The sequence below is a fragment of the Parenemella sanctibonifatiensis genome (genome assembly GCF_002250565.1).
Taxonomy (GTDB): Bacteria; Actinomycetota; Actinomycetes; order Propionibacteriales; family Propionibacteriaceae; genus Parenemella; species Parenemella sanctibonifatiensis.
On the sequence record NZ_NMVJ01000008.1, the window covers coordinates 40,766 to 56,535 of the forward strand.

The 15,770-nt window shown below is 67.8% G+C and carries 13 protein-coding genes; 5 read left to right on the top strand and 8 right to left on the bottom strand.

From position 1 onward, the window contains the following. Positions 1-211: 211 nt before the first annotated feature. The 4 genes from CGZ91_RS09585 to CGZ91_RS09600 all read left to right on the top strand — a co-directional run bounded on the left by CGZ91_RS09585 (position 212) and on the right by CGZ91_RS09600 (position 4,548). A complete protein-coding gene (locus CGZ91_RS09585) occupies positions 212-1,165 on the top strand; it encodes a DUF2510 domain-containing protein (RefSeq protein ID WP_144276861.1) in 954 nt (317 codons plus the stop codon). 59 nt (positions 1,166-1,224) lie between these two features. Continuing rightward, entirely contained in the window at positions 1,225-1,794 is a 570-nt protein-coding gene (locus CGZ91_RS09590; protein ID WP_229116553.1) for an LURP-one-related/scramblase family protein, read from the top strand. Between the two features lie 70 nt (positions 1,795-1,864). Continuing rightward, positions 1,865-3,484 (top strand): glucosaminidase domain-containing protein, encoded by a 1,620-nt coding sequence (locus CGZ91_RS09595; protein ID WP_179229302.1) that lies wholly within the window; start codon positions 1,865-1,867, stop codon positions 3,482-3,484. A 155-nt stretch (positions 3,485-3,639) separates the two neighbouring features. Then, on the top strand, positions 3,640-4,548 hold the full coding sequence (locus CGZ91_RS09600) for a bifunctional methylenetetrahydrofolate dehydrogenase/methenyltetrahydrofolate cyclohydrolase (RefSeq protein ID WP_094454677.1): 909 nt from the start codon (positions 3,640-3,642) through the stop codon (positions 4,546-4,548). A gap of 108 nt (positions 4,549-4,656) precedes the next feature. On the opposite strand, the gene glnA is transcribed toward CGZ91_RS09600, so the two are convergent. Next, positions 4,657-6,078 (bottom strand): type I glutamate--ammonia ligase, encoded by a 1,422-nt coding sequence (glnA, locus tag CGZ91_RS09605; protein WP_094454679.1) that lies wholly within the window; start codon positions 6,076-6,078, stop codon positions 4,657-4,659. Between the two features lie 130 nt (positions 6,079-6,208). On the opposite strand from glnA, the gene CGZ91_RS09610 reads away from it, so the two are divergent. Then, entirely contained in the window at positions 6,209-6,649 is a 441-nt protein-coding gene (locus CGZ91_RS09610; RefSeq protein ID WP_094454681.1) for an RDD family protein, read from the top strand. Between the two features lie 4 nt (positions 6,650-6,653). On the opposite strand, the gene CGZ91_RS09615 is transcribed toward CGZ91_RS09610, so the two are convergent. From CGZ91_RS09615 to sucB, 7 genes are all read right to left on the bottom strand, one after another. Beyond that, positions 6,654-7,847, bottom strand: a complete 1,194-nt coding sequence (locus tag CGZ91_RS09615; protein ID WP_324252660.1) for an alpha-hydroxy acid oxidase — start codon at positions 7,845-7,847, stop codon at positions 6,654-6,656. A 192-nt stretch (positions 7,848-8,039) separates the two neighbouring features. Beyond that, on the bottom strand, positions 8,040-9,842 hold the full coding sequence (locus CGZ91_RS09620) for an ABC-F family ATP-binding cassette domain-containing protein (RefSeq protein ID WP_094454685.1): 1,803 nt from the start codon (positions 9,840-9,842) through the stop codon (positions 8,040-8,042). A 4-nt stretch (positions 9,843-9,846) separates the two neighbouring features. After that, positions 9,847-10,629 (bottom strand): DUF4191 domain-containing protein, encoded by a 783-nt coding sequence (locus tag CGZ91_RS09625; protein ID WP_094454687.1) that lies wholly within the window; start codon positions 10,627-10,629, stop codon positions 9,847-9,849. Continuing rightward, on the bottom strand, positions 10,619-11,596 hold the full coding sequence (lipA, locus tag CGZ91_RS09630; RefSeq protein ID WP_179229303.1) for a lipoyl synthase: 978 nt from the start codon (positions 11,594-11,596) through the stop codon (positions 10,619-10,621). The genes CGZ91_RS09625 and lipA overlap by 11 nt, the downstream gene beginning before the upstream one ends. After that, positions 11,593-12,312, bottom strand: coding sequence for a lipoyl(octanoyl) transferase LipB (gene lipB, locus CGZ91_RS09635; RefSeq protein WP_094454689.1), 720 nt, complete (start codon positions 12,310-12,312; stop codon positions 11,593-11,595). The genes lipA and lipB overlap by 4 nt, the downstream gene beginning before the upstream one ends. Next, complete coding sequence (locus CGZ91_RS09640; protein WP_094454691.1) at positions 12,312-13,721, bottom strand: AI-2E family transporter; 1,410 nt, start codon at positions 13,719-13,721, stop codon at positions 12,312-12,314. The genes lipB and CGZ91_RS09640 overlap by 1 nt, the downstream gene beginning before the upstream one ends. A gap of 117 nt (positions 13,722-13,838) precedes the next feature. Continuing rightward, positions 13,839-15,680 carry a 2-oxoglutarate dehydrogenase, E2 component, dihydrolipoamide succinyltransferase gene (sucB, locus tag CGZ91_RS09645; RefSeq protein WP_094454693.1) on the bottom strand — a complete coding sequence of 614 codons (1,842 nt, stop codon included), beginning with the start codon at positions 15,678-15,680 and terminating at the stop codon, positions 13,839-13,841. Between the last annotated feature and the right edge of the window lie 90 nt (positions 15,681-15,770).

The window sequence follows — 15,770 nt, forward strand, 5'->3', positions numbered from 1 at the left end:
TCAGACTGTAGCGGTCGCCCAGCTGCGAGATCTCGGGCAGCGACGGGTACTCCGGCAAGTGCTCCAACAGGTGCCGCGCCCACGTGCCTGGGCCTTCGGATCGATCCGCGTCGGCAGGACCGGCATTCTTTCGACTCACACGGGCGCGGCATGAAACCTCGGGCGGCTCACAGGGTGTCCGGCCACTGGTGTTGCTCGTTAGGCTGGTGGGGTGAGCGAGCCAGGCTGGTACCCCGACCCGATGGGCAAAGCGGGGTCCCTGCGCTACTTCGACGGTCAGCAGTGGACCACCTCGGTCTCCGACCAGGCCGGTCAGCCGCCAGCAGGTCAGAACGGCCCTCACCCCCAGTCAGGTCAGTACGCCGGGCAGCAGCCCCCGGGCCCCGGCGGTGGCGCCGGATCCGGTACGCCGGGCGGCCAGCCGCGCGAAGTCCTCGGCGTCCAACTGCGCTGGCTGCTGCTCGCCGCCGGCATCATCATCCTCGCCGCGGTGCTGATCGGCAGCCTGGTCGCGCGTCCCAGCAATGCCCCCGGCCCCGGCGAGGATCCCGCCACCACCGACGGCCCGGGCACTCAGACCACCGATGACCCGACCGGTCCGGGCGGCCGGGACCCCGACAAGTACGACTGCCGCATCGGAAACGGCTCCGGGTCGGGGGCTCGGCCGCCGAAGCTGGGCACTCCCGGACTTGAGATGACGGTGCCGGCCGACTGGCCGTGGCGGTATTCGCTGGACTACTGGACCTGGCTCGATGACTCCGCGTCTTGGGGCCGGGTCGACGTCGGGCCCGGAGACGAGGGCTGGGCCACCGGTGTGTCCATCGGCCGGATCGGGACCGACGGCGAGGGGCCGCGCAGCGCCGCCGAAGGTCTGGCGTGGGCCCACGAGTGCCTCCGCCGGCCCGATGGCGCCTTCGGCGACCTCGAATACGAGGTGCAGGAGATCGCCGCCGGGGACACCCGGGTGGGGGACTACCCAGCCAAGCGGGTGGCGTACGCCTATCTGCTGCCGGATCAGGGCAAGCTCAGCTATGCCGGTTATGAGGTCACGATCATGATCGTGGAGATGCCTGACGGCTTGGTGCAGGTGGTGGGTTGGGCCCCGGGCGGCAGCGACGAGATGGAGACCATCGCCACTGCGTTGCAGTCCCTGCAGGCGCCCTGACCGAAGAATTTCTTCTCTGGGTCTGCCGTGGTGGCCGGGCCGCGCGGTACAGTTTCCCGGTGAATCAGGACTTGCCCGGCTTCGTGATGAAGCAGAAGATCACCATGACCGTCAATCGGTACGAGATTCGTCCCGACGACAACGGCCCCATCCTCGCCATGGCGCAGCAGAAGCGCATGGCGCTGCGCGACGAGGTCACCTTCTTCGCCGACGAGGCCCGCACCCAGCCGATGTTCCAGTTCAAGGCCCGGCAGCGCATGGACGTCGCCGCCACCTACGACATCACCGATGTCCAAGGCAACCAGCTCGGCTGGTTCAAGAAGGAGTTCGCCAAGTCGATGCTCCGCTCCACCTGGACGCTGGGGGTGCCCTCGCTGGGCTTGGAGGCGACCGGCCAGGAGCGCAACGCGACCGTCGCGGTCCTGCGACGCTTCCTCGACTTCAGCTGGCCGATCCACTTCGACTTCCAGACCAACGGTGGCGACATCCCGGTCGCGAGCATCGAGCGCAAGTGGGCGGTCCGGGACCGCTACCTCGTCAACCTGCCCGCCGCCCCCAACGGGCAGCGGCTGGACTGGCGCGTCGGCGCCTGCCTTGCCGTGGCGTGTGATGCCCTGATGGGACGCTGACGATCGACTCTTGACCGGGGGTTGAGGCCCCACTGGCGCCACGCGCGCTCGGCAACCGAAGATGGCGGCCATGACCGCCGTTCCTTCCCTGCCGAGTGCGCGTTTCGTCGTTTCCGGGCCGCGCCGGGCGCTGGCCGTGATGGCCGCCTTCGCCGTCGCCGTCTCGACCTGGCTGACCGTGGGCGCGCTCCAGGCGCCGACCGCCTCGGCTCGCGACACCAGCCGCTACATCGCCGCGGTGGCGCCGATGGCCCAACAGGGGCAGCGCGACCACGGCGTACCGGCATCGGTCTCGATCGCCCAGTCGATCCTCGAGTCCGGCTGGGGCACCTCCTCGCTGGCGGTCTATGGGCAGGCCTACTTCGGCATCAAGTGCAACACCTCCAACGCCGGCAGCCCCTACCAGTCCGGCTGCATGAACAAGAACTCCCTGGAGTACTACGACCCGGCCAACCCGGTCTCGGAAGTGTCTGCCTTCCGCATCTACAAAAAGGCCGGCGACTCCTTCAAGGACCACGGCCATTTCCTGCGCAACAACCGCCGCTACGCCGCAGCCTTCTCGACCAACAACCCCGATGACTTCATCCGGGCGGTGCACCGGGCCGGCTACGCCACCGACCCCAACTACGCCAACCTCATCATCGGCCTGATGCAGCGTTACGACCTCTACCGCTACGACCGCGAGGCCGCCTCGACCACGCCGGTGCGCGTCGACGGCGCGATCGGGGACAAGTACGCCCAGGTCGGCGGCGCGTCCAGCGCGCTGGGGGTGCCGATCGGTGAAGAGATCGACGGGCCGCTGCCGGGCAGCCGGATGACGATGTTCGCGGCCGGCGCGATCGTCTTCACCCACCGGTGGGGCGCCCACCCGATCTCGGCGGACCTGTGGCGGCTGTACCGCTCCAGCGAGAGCCTGCGCGCCACCATCGGCCACGTCAAGGGCGACCGCTACAAGGTGGCCGGTGGCTGGGCGCAGGAGTTCGAACATGGCCGCCTCTATCACACCGACCGTGGCACCTTCGCCGTCTTCGGGGCCATCTACAACCGGTACGCCGCCGTGCGCGCCGACGCTGGCACCCTCGGCGTGCCGACCTCGAACGAACGCTGCAACCTGCCCGGCGGGGGCTGCCAGCAGACCTTCACCGGCGGCACGATCACCTGGTCGCTGCCCACCGGCGCCCGCGCCACCTGGGGCCGGATCGGCACTCGCTGGGACGGCATGGGACGGGAGAAGTCGACCCTGGGCAAGCCGGTCAGCGATGAGATCTGCGGCCTGACCCAGGGCGGTTGCTACCAGAACTTCTCCGGCGGTGGGATCACCTGGACGCTGGCCACCGACGCCCACCCCACCTACGGTGAGATCCGCGGCCGCTGGGCCGCGATGGACTACGAACGCAGCAACCTGGGCTACCCCACCAGCGGCGAGTTCTGCGGGCTCCGCAACGGCGGCTGCTTCCAGTTCTTCCAAGGTGGCACGATCTATTGGTCCGGCACCAGCGGCGCTTGGCCGGCGTACGGCCGCATCTATGACCACTGGGCCAGCACCGGCTGGGAGACCGGTGTCTTCGGTTATCCCACCAGCGCCGAAAGCTGCCAGAACCTGACCGATCGTCGCGTGTGTACGCAGACCTTCCAGGGCGGCACGATCACCTGGGACTCGCAGACCGACATCCGCACCAGCCGAGGCTGAGGCTGGCCCATCGGCCAAGGAATCGCTGATACTGAGCCAACAACCACCGCCGCGATGAGGAAACGACAACCGGTCACAGCGGTGACGCACCGCTAGAGATCGCCAAGGCCCGCGAGAACGGCGGCATCGCCTGACCAACGGTAGGCTCAGCGAACATGAGCGCCGCCGTGTTGAACCCGTCCACCGTCGCCGCCGACTATCGCGCTGAGGTGCGCCTGGAGGTGGCGCGGCTGACCGAAGGTCGGGCACCGCTGCGGATCGTGGGTCTGCTGAGCCAGACCAGCGGGCCGGCCGCGACCTATGCCCGCTATGCCGCCAAGGGAGCGGCCGATGTCGGCATCGAGATGGAGGTGCGCCAGGTCGACCCGGGGCGGGCGCAGCAGGCGATCGCCGAGGCCAACGCCGACGACAGCGTCGACGGCATCTTCCTCTACTACCCGATCCAGGGAGGCCCCCAGGACCGCTGGCTGCGCGAGCTGGTCGATCCGCGCAAGGACGTCGAGGGCCTGCACTCCTTCTGGAGCCGGCTGCTCTACGAGAACACCCGGACCCTCGACGAGGCGGGTCAGCAGCGCGCAATCCTGCCCTGTACGCCGCTGGCGATCCTCAAGCTGCTCCAGCATGCCGGCATGCGCGGTGAAGGGGAGCGGGCGCCGCTGGAGGGCGTGACGGCCTGCGTCATCAACCGCAGCGACATTGTGGGGCGGCCACTGTCGGCGATGCTGGCCAACGACGGCGCCCGGGTGCACTCGATCGACCTCAACGGCTCGCTGGTCTTCGAGCCGGCGATCGGGCGGCGCGCCCACGACGTACGGGACTCGCAGGTGACCCGCGCCGAGGCGCTGTCCGCCGCGGACGTGGTCATCACCGGCGTACCCTCACCCACCTTCGAGCTGGTACGCGGCGAGGAGATCAAGCCCGGCGCCATCTGCGTGAACGTGTCCGAGTTCGAAAACTTCGATGACTCCATCGCCGAGGTGGCCTCGGTGATCGTGCCCCGGGTGGGCCCGCTGACGGTCGCGATGGCGATGCGCAACCTGGTCCGGCTGACCACGCTGCACTGAGGGCGTACGCGTGCAAAAACGACGGTCAGATCGACCGATCTGGCACCTCAGCGCAGATCAGCCGTTCTGACCGTCGTTTTCGCACACCCCGTACGCGGGGCGCTCGACTCAGCAGTCGAAGTAGAGCTCGAACTCGTGCGGATTGGGCCGCAGCCGCATGGCGGCGATCTCCTCGTGCTTGAGCTCGATCCAAGTGTCGATGAGGTCCTCGGTGAAGACGTCACCGGCGGTCAGGAAGTCGCGGTCGGCGTCCAGCGCCTCCAGCACCCGCTCCAGCGAGGCCGGGACGGTGGCGATGTCGGCGTGGTCCTCGGGCGGCAGTTCGTAGAGGTCCTTGTCGATCGGGTCGGCCGGCTCGATCCGGTTTTGGATGCCGTCCAGCCCCGCCAGCAGGATCGCCGCGAAGGACAGGTAGGGGTTCGACGACGGGTCGGGGCAGCGGAACTCGACTCGCTTGGCCTTGGGGTTGGAGCCGGTGATCGGGATCCGCATGCAGGCCGAGCGGTTGCGCTGGGAGTAGACCAGGTTGACCGGGGCCTCGAAGCCGGGCACCAGGCGGTGATAGGAGTTCACCGTCGGGTTGGTGAAGGCCAGGATCGCCGGCGCGTGGGCGAGGATGCCGCCGATGTAGTGACGCGCCATGTCGGACAGGCCGGCGTAGCCGGACTCGTCATAGAACAGCGGCTCGCCGCCGGACCAGATCGAGCTGTGCACGTGCATGCCCGAACCGTTGTCACCGAAGATCGGCTTCGGCATGAAGGTCGCGGTCTTGCCGTGGGCCCAGGCGGTGTTCTTCACGATGTACTTGAACATCTGCACGTTGTCCGCAGTGCGCAGCAGCTCGTCGAAGCGCCAGTTGATCTCGGCCTGCCCGGCGGTTCCGACCTCGTGGTGGGCGCGCTCGACCTGCAGGCCGGCGTTCTCCATGTGGAGCACCATGTCATCGCGCAGGTCGCCGAAGTGGTCGGTCGGCGCGACGGGGAAGTAGCCGCCCTTGTAACGCACCTTGTAGCCGCGGTTGCCGCCGTCCTCGGTACGCCCGGTGTTCCAGGCGCCTGCCTCGGAGTCGATGTGGTAGTAGCCGGTGTTCTGCTTGGTCTCGAAGCGAACGTCGTCAAAGACGTAGAACTCGGGCTCGGGCGCGAAGTAGGCGGTGTCACCGATACCGGTGGAGGCGAGGTATTCCTGGGCCTTGCGGGCGATGTTGCGCGGGTCGCGGCTGTAGGACTCCTTGGTGAGGGGGTCGTGCACGAAGAAGTTCACGCACAGGGTCTTGGCCTTGCGGAAGGGATCGAGGTATGCCGTGGTGGGATCCGGCAGCAGAGCCATGTCGGACTCGTGGATCTTCTGGAAACCGCGCACCGACGAACCGTCGAAGCTCAGGCCCTCCTCGAAGACGTCGGGGCCGAACGAGCTCGCCGGGACGGTGAAGTGCTGCATGGTCCCGGGCAGGTCGCAGAATCGGACGTCGATCATCTCGACGCCCTCGTCCTTGATGTACGCGAGGAGTTCCTCGTCGCTGTTGAACATGTGTCCTCCGTGTTGACTTCTTGACCCTCAGCCTAGGGTGCTTTGCGCCTCAAGCGTCACGGCGGTGTTTCAGTGGTGTTACGGATCCGGTGCACAAATGAACTGTGACTGGCTGGATAGGATGGCAGCGATGAGCCCCAAGACCGACACCGCAACCTGGCCCGGCGCCCGCATGGGCCTGCCGGAGTCCGGCGTCGGCGCCGTCGCGAGTTGGTGGAGCCGGGTCGCCGCACTGATTGCCGATTGGGCCATCGCGATGATCCTTGCGGTCGTCGCGTTCGGCCCGGAGGTGGTCACCGGCGGCGGGTGGCACCGGTGGATGACCCTCACCATCTTTTTCGTGCTGACCAGCGTGATGCTGGCGATCACCGGCGGGACGCCGGGACATCTGCTCGCCGGGATCGGCGTGGTCCGACCCCGCGGGGGACCGGTCGGGTGGCGGGCGCCGATCCGTCAGCTGGGCCTGTGCCTGGTGCTGCCCGGGCTCATCATCGACGGTGACCGGCGCCACGTCCCCGACATGGTGCTGGACCTGGCCGTCGTGCAGCGCCGCGCCCCGCGTACGGCCTGAGTCTTCAGTCCTGGGCTCGCGGCAGCATCCGGTGCAGCTGGGTGACGTGGCTCGGCTCCAACTCGTCCACGGTGGCGACCTGCAGCAGCTTCATGGTGCGCACCACCTGGTCGGCCAGGATCGCGATGGTGCGATCCACGCCCTGGCGACCGCCGGCCATCAGCCCGTAGAGGTAGGCCCGTCCGATCAGGGTGAAGTCGGCTCCCATGGCGATGGCGGCGACGATGTCGGCGCCGTTCATGATGCCGGTGTCGAGCAGGATCTCGGTGTCCCGGCCAACCTCGCGGCGCACCTGCGGGAGCAGGTGGAAGGGCACGGGCGCCCGGTCGAGCTGCCGGCCGCCATGATTGGACAGCACGATCCCGTCGACGCCGTGGTCGACCAAGCTGACCGCATCCTCGACGGTCTGGACGCCCTTGACGATCAACTTGCCCGGCCACATCTCACGGATCACCGCGAGGTCCTCGAAGTTGATCGAGGGGTCCATCGCCGAGTTGAGCAGTTCGCCGACGGTGCCGCCGGTGGAGCTCAGCGAGGCGAACTCCAGCGGTGGCGTGGTCAGGAAGTCGAACCACCACCACGGCCGGGGCAACGCGTCGATGATGGTGGCAGGCGTCAGCGCCGGCGGGATCGAGAAGCCGTTGCGGGTGTCGCGCAGCCGGGCGCCGGCGATCGGGGTGTCGACGGTGAACATCAAGGTGTCGAAGCCGGCCGCGGCGGCGCGCTCCACCAGGCCGTAGCTGATCTCGCGCTGCCGCATCACGTACAGCTGAAACCAGTTGCGGCCATGCGGGTTGGCGGCGGCCACGTTCTCGATGGTGGTGGTGCCCAGGGTGGACAGCGTGAAGGGAATCCCGGCCGCGCCAGCTGCGCCGGCGCCGGCGGTCTCGCCCTCGGTCTGCATCAGCCGGGTGAAGCCGGTGGGCGCGATCCCGAAAGGCATCTCGGATCGGCCGCCCAAGATGCTGGTGCGGGTGTCGACGTGGGACACGTCGGTGAGGATCGAGGGATGAAACTCGATGTCCTGGAAGGCCTGCCGGGCCCGGGCCAGGGACAGCTCACCCTCGGCGGCGCCCTCGGTGTAGTCGAAGGCGGCCCGCGGCGTACGTCGCTTGGCGATCCGGCGCAGGTCCTCAATGGTCAACGCGTCACGCAGACGACGCTTCTTGGCATTGAGCTCGGGTCGCTTGAACTTCATCAGCTCAAGCAACTCAGCCGGACGCGGGAATTGACGGGTGACCATGTCAGCGGACCTCTCGGAATCGATTGGGCCCATTGTTGCGCCCATCGCGCCGCCCGGGTGGGCAGGGTCACGTGACGGCTGGCGGGCGCGCTGTGCCGCGGTGCATGGCTGGACATGGTGGCTACCGCCACCGAGCTGTACGCCTGATCAGCCGACCAGCTCCGACAGCTCCAGCCAACGGTCCTCCAACTCGGCGACCTCGGTCTCCAAGCCGGTGAGTTCTTCGCTCAGGCGCTGCAGACCGACGTAGTCGCTCTGGTCGTGGTCGGCGAGCTGCTGGTGCGTGGCCTCGATCTGGCCGGCGAGTTTCTGCAGGCGTCTCTCGATCGAGGCGACTTCCTTTTGGGCCGCCCTGTGTTCCTGACCAGACAGCCCCGACCCACTGGATTCCACCGGCGGCGAGGTCGTGGTGCTCTTCACCGGCTCAGCGGCCGACTCCCGGCGTAGCCGCAGATATTCATCCACCCCACCGGGCAGGTGACGCAGCCGCCCCACCCCATCGGTGTCGGGCAGGATTGCGTACTGCTGGTCGGTGACGCGCTCCATCAGATAGCGGTCGTGGGACACCACGATCAGGGTCGCCGGCCAGGAATCCAACAGGTCCTCCAGCGCGGTCAACATCTCGGAGTCCACGTCGTTGGTGGGCTCGTCGAGGATGATGACGTTCGGCTCGTCGAGGAGCAGCAACAGCAGCTGCAGTCGTCGCCGCTGGCCGCCGGACAGCTCACCGACGCGAGCCTGGAGGTGAGCGCGGGAGAAGCCGAGCCGCTCCAACAACTGCGCGGGGGTGTAGTCCTTGCCCTCGATCGTGAAGCTGGTCTGGGTGCGCGCGAGCACCTCGCGGACCAAGCTGTGCTCGATGCTGGCCAGCTGCGAGAACTGTTGGTCCAACAGGCCGATCCGGACCGTCTTGCCCCGCTTGACCCGGCCCTCGGTGGGCGCGACCGCGCCGGTGATGAGGCCGAGCAGGGTGGACTTGCCCGCACCGTTGGCACCAAGGATGCCGGTGCGCTCACCCGGCGCGATCCGCCAGGTGACCTGCCGCAGCACGTCCTGATCGCCGAAACTGACGCCAGCGTCCTCCAGGTCAACGACCTGCTTGCCCAGCCGGGCCACTGCCAACCGCTGCAATTCGAGCGGATTGCGGACCTCGGGGACATCCTCGATCAGGACATTGGCGGCATCGATGCGAAACTTCGGCTTGGAGGTACGGGCCGGCGCACCGCGCCGCAACCACGCCAACTCCTTGCGCATCAGGTTCTGGCGCTTGGCCTCGGTGGCCGCAGCGATCCGGTCCCGCTCCACCCGCTGCAGCACGTACGCGGCGTATCCGCCTTCGAAGGGCTCGACGATCCGGTCGTGCACCTCCCAGGTCTTGGTGCACACCTCGTCGAGAAACCAGCGGTCGTGGGTGATGACCAGCAGGCCGCCGGCGTTGCGGGTCCAGCGGCGCTTGAGGTGGTCGGCCAGCCAGGCCACCCCCTCCATGTCCAGATGGTTGGTCGGCTCGTCCAGGGCGAGCAGGTCCCAGTCGCCGATGAGCAACTGGGCCAACGCCACGCGACGTCGCTGACCGCCGCTGAGGGTGCCCACCGGCGCCTGCCAGTCGAGGTCGGCCACCAGCCCGGAGATGATGTCGCGGATGCGGGGATCGCCGGCCCACTCATGGTCGGCGGCATCACCGACGATGGACACGCCAACCGGCAGGTCCGGGTCGAGGCCGTCGCTCTGGTCCAAGACACCGAAGGTGACGCCGCTGCGGCGGGTGACCCGACCGGACTGGGGTTCGATCCGCCCCGACAGCAGCCCCAGCAGGCTGGACTTACCGTCACCGTTGCGGCCCACGACACCGATCCGGTCACCCTCGTTGATGCCCAAGGTCACGGCATCGAGAACGACCCGAGTCGGATATTCGAGGTGAAGGGACTCGGCTCCGAGAAGGTGTGCCATCCGGTCAGCGGCCGCGCATGCTCTGCCGCATGCCCTTCGCGGCGGAACGCTGCGAGGTCGGCATCGGGCCGTGCGGGATCGGCATCTTCGGGCGAATGTGGTCCAGCGCCTTGAGGCGGCCCTTCGCCTCGGTGATCTGGTCGGTACGCAGCGTCTTCGGCAACTTCTTGATGTGCTTGGCGAGCTGGTCCAACGGGATCTCACCCTCGCGCTCACCCATGATGATGGTGGTCACCTCGACGCCGTACGCCACCTGCTCGTGCTTGCGCTTCTCGCTGGCCAGCAGCTGCTTGAGCCGGCCGCGCTCGCCTTCGCCGATGAGGATCAGGCCGCCCGGGCCGAGAGCGCGGTGCACCACGTCCTTGTGCTTGTTGGCGGCGATCGCCGGTGTGGTGAACCATTTCTTGTCGAGCATGCCCAGGGCCACCTCACCCGAACCGGCCTGCCCGGCGAAGCGCTGGTAGGTGCCGGTCTTCACGGCCCGTACCAGCAGCCAGGCCGCCAGCGCCATGCCGCCGACCAGCCCGAGCAGGATCAGCGACACCGACCAGATGCCCGGCTTGACCAAGATGACCAGCAGCACCATCAGCAGCGTCGGCGCCACGATGGCACCGAGCAACTTCCACTTCAACGTCTTGTCGAATTCGGAGCCCAGCTTGTACGCCTCGCGGATCTGGCGTACCGCACCCCAGTCGCGCGGGTTGTCGGAATTCTTCCGACGTTCCTTGGCCGCCTGCTTGGCTGCCTTCTGTTCGGCCTTCAATGCCTTGGCGCGTTCACTCGCCATCGTTGTTGCCACCCCCGGTGGAGCCCACAGCCGCGGCGACGGGCTCGCCACGCGCTTCCATTGCCTGACGGTACAGCCGACCTGCGCGGTAGGAGGAACGCACCAACGGACCCGACATGACACCGGCGTAGCCGATCTCGCGGGCCTCCTCGGCCATCTCCTCGAACTCCACCGGCTCGACCCAACGGTCGATCGGATGGTGGCGCGGCGACGGCCGCAGATACTGCGTGATGGTGATGATCTCCGCACCGGCGTCATGGAGCTCGCGCAGCGCTTGGGAGACCTCCTCACGGGTCTCACCCATGCCCAGGATCAGGTTGGTCTTGGTGACCAGCCCGGCGTCGCGCGACATCGTCAGTACGCCCAGGGAACGGTCGTAGCGGAAGCCGGGACGGATCCGCTTGAAGATCCGCGGGACCGTCTCCACGTTGTGCGCGAAGACCTCCGGTCGGGTCTCGAAGAGCTTGCCGAGATGGTCGGCGTTGCCCGAAAAGTCCGGGGCCAGCATCTCAACGCCGACGCCGGGGTTGTACTCATGGATCTTGCGGATCGTCTCCGCGTACAACCAGGCGCCCTCATCGGGCAGGTCGTCGCGGCAGACACCGGTCACGGTCGCGTACCGCAGCCCCATTGTCTGGACCGATTCGGCGACCCGGACCGGCTCACCCTCGTCGTAGTCGGCGGGCTTACCGGTGTCGATCTGGCAGAAGTCGCAGCGGCGGGTGCACTGGTCGCCGCCGATGAGGAAGGTGGCCTCGCGGTCCTCCCAGCACTCAAAGATGTTGGGGCAGCCCGCCTCCTGGCAGACCGTGTGCAGGTCTTCGGTCGTGACGAGCTTTTGCAACTCGCGATATTGCGGCCCCATCTTGGCCTTCGTCTTGATCCACGAAGGCTTCTTCTCGATCGGCGTCTGCGAGTTCCGTACTTCGAGCCTCAGCAGCTTGCGTCCGTTTGGGGCGATAGTCACCTTGCGGATTGTACCTGCTGGGCCAGGGTTGGGGTCGCGTACCAGTGGCTGACCTCCGGCGCTGCGGTGAACGGCTCCCAACTCATCAGTTCGATGATCCGAGGCACCAACATTTCTGCTGCCGCGACCAGGCTCGGGGCTCGCCCGAGCTCCTGCTCGACCGAGGTGACCCCGGCGTCCTCGATGCCGCACGGCACGATCCGGTCAAACCACGACAGGTCCGTGGAGAGGTTGAGCGCCAGCCCGTGCATGGTCGTCTTGCGGGCCACCCGGATGCCGATCGCGGTGATCTTGCGCTCGGCTCGGTGTTCGTCGGAGCCGACCCACACCCCGGTACGCCGCTGCACCGGCCCGGTGGTGAGGCCCAGGTCGGCCAGCATCCGGATCTGTGCCTCCTCGACGCGGCGTACGAAGTCGACCACACCGACCGACTGGGGGAGCCGGACGATCGGATAGACCACCAACTGGCCGGGACCGTGGAAGGTGATCTTGCCGCCCCGGTCCACGTCCACCACCGGCGAACCGTCGGTGGGCCGTTCGGAGTCAAGGGTGCGGCGTCCGGCGGTGAAGACCGGGGCATGCTGCAGACACAGGATGGTGTCGGGGCGGGAGCCGTCGGCGACCTCGGCATGGATCCGACGCTGCAGGTCCCATGCCTCCTGGTAGTCGATCAGTTCACCCTCGGCCAGGCCCAGGTGTTCGACGACGACAGCCATCAGCGCTCAGCGCCGGGGTCGGTGTCGGTGCGCGGCTCCGCGGTGGTGTCGGCGTCCGGGGATGGCGTTTCCTGGGCAGGCGGGGACTGGACCGACTGCGGCTCCTGGACCGGCTGGGGTTCCTGCTCGGTGTCAGCGTGGTTGGCCTCAGCGTGCTCGGTGTCGCCCCGGTTGCGGCGGCGACGTTGCAGACGGCTCAGCATCTGGCGGCGGTGGCGATTCTTGCCGTTGCCACCTGACGGGGCAGAGGCATCGCGGTCCTTGCCCTCGCCGCCGGTCTGGAAGAGCTCGCGGATCTGGCGCATGCCCTCGGGTTTGGGCTCAACGACGTGTTCATCGTCCTTGGCCCGGAAGAAGGCCATCAACCACATCGTCTTGGGGTCGGAGCGAACGAAGAGGGCCAGGCAGAAGAGCGTCAGCGGCACCGCCAGGATCGCGCCCAGGGCACCGGCGACCGTGGTCCAGAACATCAAGGACAAGAAGGTGACGGTCACGTTCAACCCGACCGCATCACCGGTGAACTTCGGTTGGATCAGGCTCTGGATCGTGAAGTTGATCACCGAGTAGGCGATGACGACCCACAGCGCCGAGACCCAACCCGAATCCAGCAGCGCGATGAGCGCAGGCGGGATGACGCCGATCACGAAGCCGATGTTGGGGATGTAGTTGGTCACGAAGGCGAACAGGCCCCAGACCATGGCCAGCGGCACGCCGATGAACCACAGCGCAACCATGTCGATGACGGCCACGATGAGACCGAAGACGGTGTTGACGATCCAGTACTTGCGGATCCGGTGGGCGAAGTCGCGCAGCGAGTCGGCCAAGTGGGGCTGGAACCGGTCCAGGGTCTCGATCCGACCCGTGACGTTTGACATGTCGAAGACCATGAACGCCAGCGCGATGACGACCACGACGACCTGTGACCCGCCCGAAGAAAGCGAGCTCAGCAGCGACTGGGCCAGACCCAACACGCTGCCCCAGTCGATCTGGTTGAGCAGCGCGTTGAGGTCGGAGGTGTCGACGCCCAGCGACTGCGCGGTGGTCAGGATGCCGCCCCACAGCTCCTGCAGGCGGCCCGCGTACTCCGGCACCACCCGTCCCAGCTCGACCACCGAGATGCCCATCGCCAGCACGATGCTGGAGAGGATGGCGTACAGGCCCAGCAGCACGATGATGGTGGCGAAGATGCGCGGGACGTGGTGGCGTTCGAGCCAGTTGCGCACCGGGCGGGCCGTGACGGCGAGCGTGAGGGCAAAGAAGGCCGGTGTGAAGACCGCGGTGATGAAGCTCAACCCTGCCATCCCGATGACGATCGCGGCCACCACGACGAGGGCGACGATGCCGAACGAGAATGCCCGGGACTGCTGGGGGTCGGTCCCCGGCACCGGGTTGACCGTGGTGTCGCTCATCAATGATCTCCTCCGCTCGTGCCGGAGCTTACTCCGGCTTGGCCCGCCTCATGGCCAGCCGATACGCAACACGCCCCGGGGAATCCCGGGGCGTGTTGCGGTGATGGTGATGGGTGATCAGAGACCGAACTCGGCGCCGAAGTCGCCGCCTTCCAGACGCTCCTTGACCGCGCTCAGGAAGCGGGCCGCCAGGGCGCCGTCGACGAGCCGGTGATCGTAGGTCAGCGACAGGTACATCATGTCGCGGATCGCGATCGTCTGACCCAGTTCAGGATGGTTGATGACCATCGGACGCTTCACCAGTGCGCCGGTGCCGAGGATCGCAACCTCGGGGACATTGATGATGGGGGTGTCCATCAAGGTGCCGGCCGAACCGTAGTTGGTGATGGTGAAGGTGCCGCCGCTGAGCTCGTCGGGACCGACCTTGTTGGTGCGGGTCCGGTTGCCAAGATCGCCGATCTTGCGAGCCAGACCGGCAACGCTGAGGTCGCCGGCACCCTTGATGACCGGGACCAACAGGCCCTTCTCGGTGTCCACCGCGATGCCGATGTTCTCCTCGGCCGGGAAGGTGACCGTGCCCGCCTCGGTGTCGATCGTCGCGTTCAGCGTCGGCATGGCCTTGAGGACCTCGACGACCACCTTGGTGATGAAGGGCAGGTAGGACAGGCTGGCGCCCTCGCGCTTCTTGAAGTCGTCCTTCACCTGCGCCCGCAGCCGCGAGATGTTGGTGAGGTCGACCTCGACGGTCGCGGTCAACTGAGCCGCGGTCTGCAGCGACTCCGTCATGCGCGCAGCAATGATCTTGCGCAACCGGCTGAGCTTCTCGGTGGTGCCACGCTGGCTGCTCGGGGCGGGGGCCTGGACCGAACCAGCCGAAGCGGCGGCCGGAGCCGGGGCAGCGGCGGCCGGCGCCGGAGCAGCAGCGGCGGGAGCCTTGGCGGCCTCGGCGGCGGCCAGCACGTCCTGCTTGCGGATCCGACCACCGATGCCGGTGCCGGTCACGGTCGACAGGTCGACGCCGTTCTCGGTCGCGATCTTGCGCACCAGCGGGGTGACGTAGACATCCGAGTTGGAAGCCGGAGCCTCCGCCTGGGGAGCCTCATCCTTGGGCTCGGCCTTGGCGGCCTCAGCCTTGGGAGCCGACTCCGGCTCGGGATCCTCATCCTCGGGAGCCGACTCCGGCTCGGGAGCCTCATCCTTGGGCTCGGGCTTCTCGTCGGCCGGCTCCGGGGCGGCCTCGGGCTGCTCGGGCTCCGGCTCGGACTGAGCCGGGGCCTGGTCGGCGCTGCCGACGATCGCCAACACGCCGCCGACCTCGACGGTCTCGTCCTCGGCGACCCGGATCTCGAGCACGGTGCCGGCAACGGGGGACGGCACCTCGGTGTCGACCTTGTCGGTGGAGACCTCCAGCAGAGCCTCATCGACCTCGACGGTGTCGCCGACTTCCTTGAGCCAGCGGGAGACGGTGCCCTCGGTCACGCTCTCACCCAGCGCGGGCAGGGTGACCTCGGTGCCGCTGGCAGCCGATGCGCCGGTGTCGGCAGTCGGCTTGGCGGCGGGCTCCTCGGTGTCGGTGGAGGGGGCCTCGGCGGGCGCGGACTCCTCGGCCGGCACGGCGGCCGGCTCCTCGGTGTCGGCCTCGGCGGTGCCGGAATCATCGGTGGCGGCCTCGTCGTCCGCATCGTCGTCGTCGGACTCGTCCGACCCGCCGCCGGCTTCATCAGGCTCGCCGATGATCGCCATGACGGCACCGACCTCGATCGTGTCGTCTTCAGCGGCCTTGATCTCAAGGACCACGCCGGCGACCGGGGAGGGCACCTCGGTGTCGACCTTGTCGGTCGAAACCTCGACCAACGGCTCGTCGACCTCGACGGTGTCGCCCACCTCCTTGAGCCAACGCGAAATGGTGCCCTCGGTGACGCTTTCGCCCAGAGCTGGCAAGGGAACGGGTGTCGACATGTGACGGGACTCCTCTGGTGACTGTTGGTGCTTAGCCTAGCCCTGCACCGGTGGCGGACGGCACCCCCACACTAGCGCTGCCGATGACAT

Bases quoted from the DNA above. Each gene is read 5' to 3' on its own strand.
- CGZ91_RS09595 (WP_179229302.1), top strand. From the start codon at position 1,865: ATGACCGCCGTTCCTTCCCTGCCGAGTGCGCGTTTCGTCGTTTCCGGG.
- CGZ91_RS09600 (WP_094454677.1), top strand. From the start codon at position 3,640: ATGAGCGCCGCCGTGTTGAACCCGTCCACCGTCGCCGCCGACTATCGC.
- CGZ91_RS09610 (WP_094454681.1), top strand. From the start codon at position 6,209: ATGAGCCCCAAGACCGACACCGCAACCTGGCCCGGCGCCCGCATGGGC.
- CGZ91_RS09615 (WP_324252660.1), bottom strand. From the start codon at position 7,847: ATGAAGTTCAAGCGACCCGAGCTCAATGCCAAGAAGCGTCGTCTGCGT.
- lipB (WP_094454689.1), bottom strand. From the start codon at position 12,312: ATGGCTGTCGTCGTCGAACACCTGGGCCTGGCCGAGGGTGAACTGATC.
- glnA (WP_094454679.1), bottom strand. From the start codon at position 6,078: ATGTTCAACAGCGACGAGGAACTCCTCGCGTACATCAAGGACGAGGGC.
- sucB (WP_094454693.1), bottom strand. From the start codon at position 15,680: ATGTCGACACCCGTTCCCTTGCCAGCTCTGGGCGAAAGCGTCACCGAG.
- CGZ91_RS09640 (WP_094454691.1), bottom strand. From the start codon at position 13,721: ATGAGCGACACCACGGTCAACCCGGTGCCGGGGACCGACCCCCAGCAG.
- CGZ91_RS09625 (WP_094454687.1), bottom strand. From the start codon at position 10,629: ATGGCGAGTGAACGCGCCAAGGCATTGAAGGCCGAACAGAAGGCAGCC.
- CGZ91_RS09620 (WP_094454685.1), bottom strand. From the start codon at position 9,842: ATGGCACACCTTCTCGGAGCCGAGTCCCTTCACCTCGAATATCCGACT.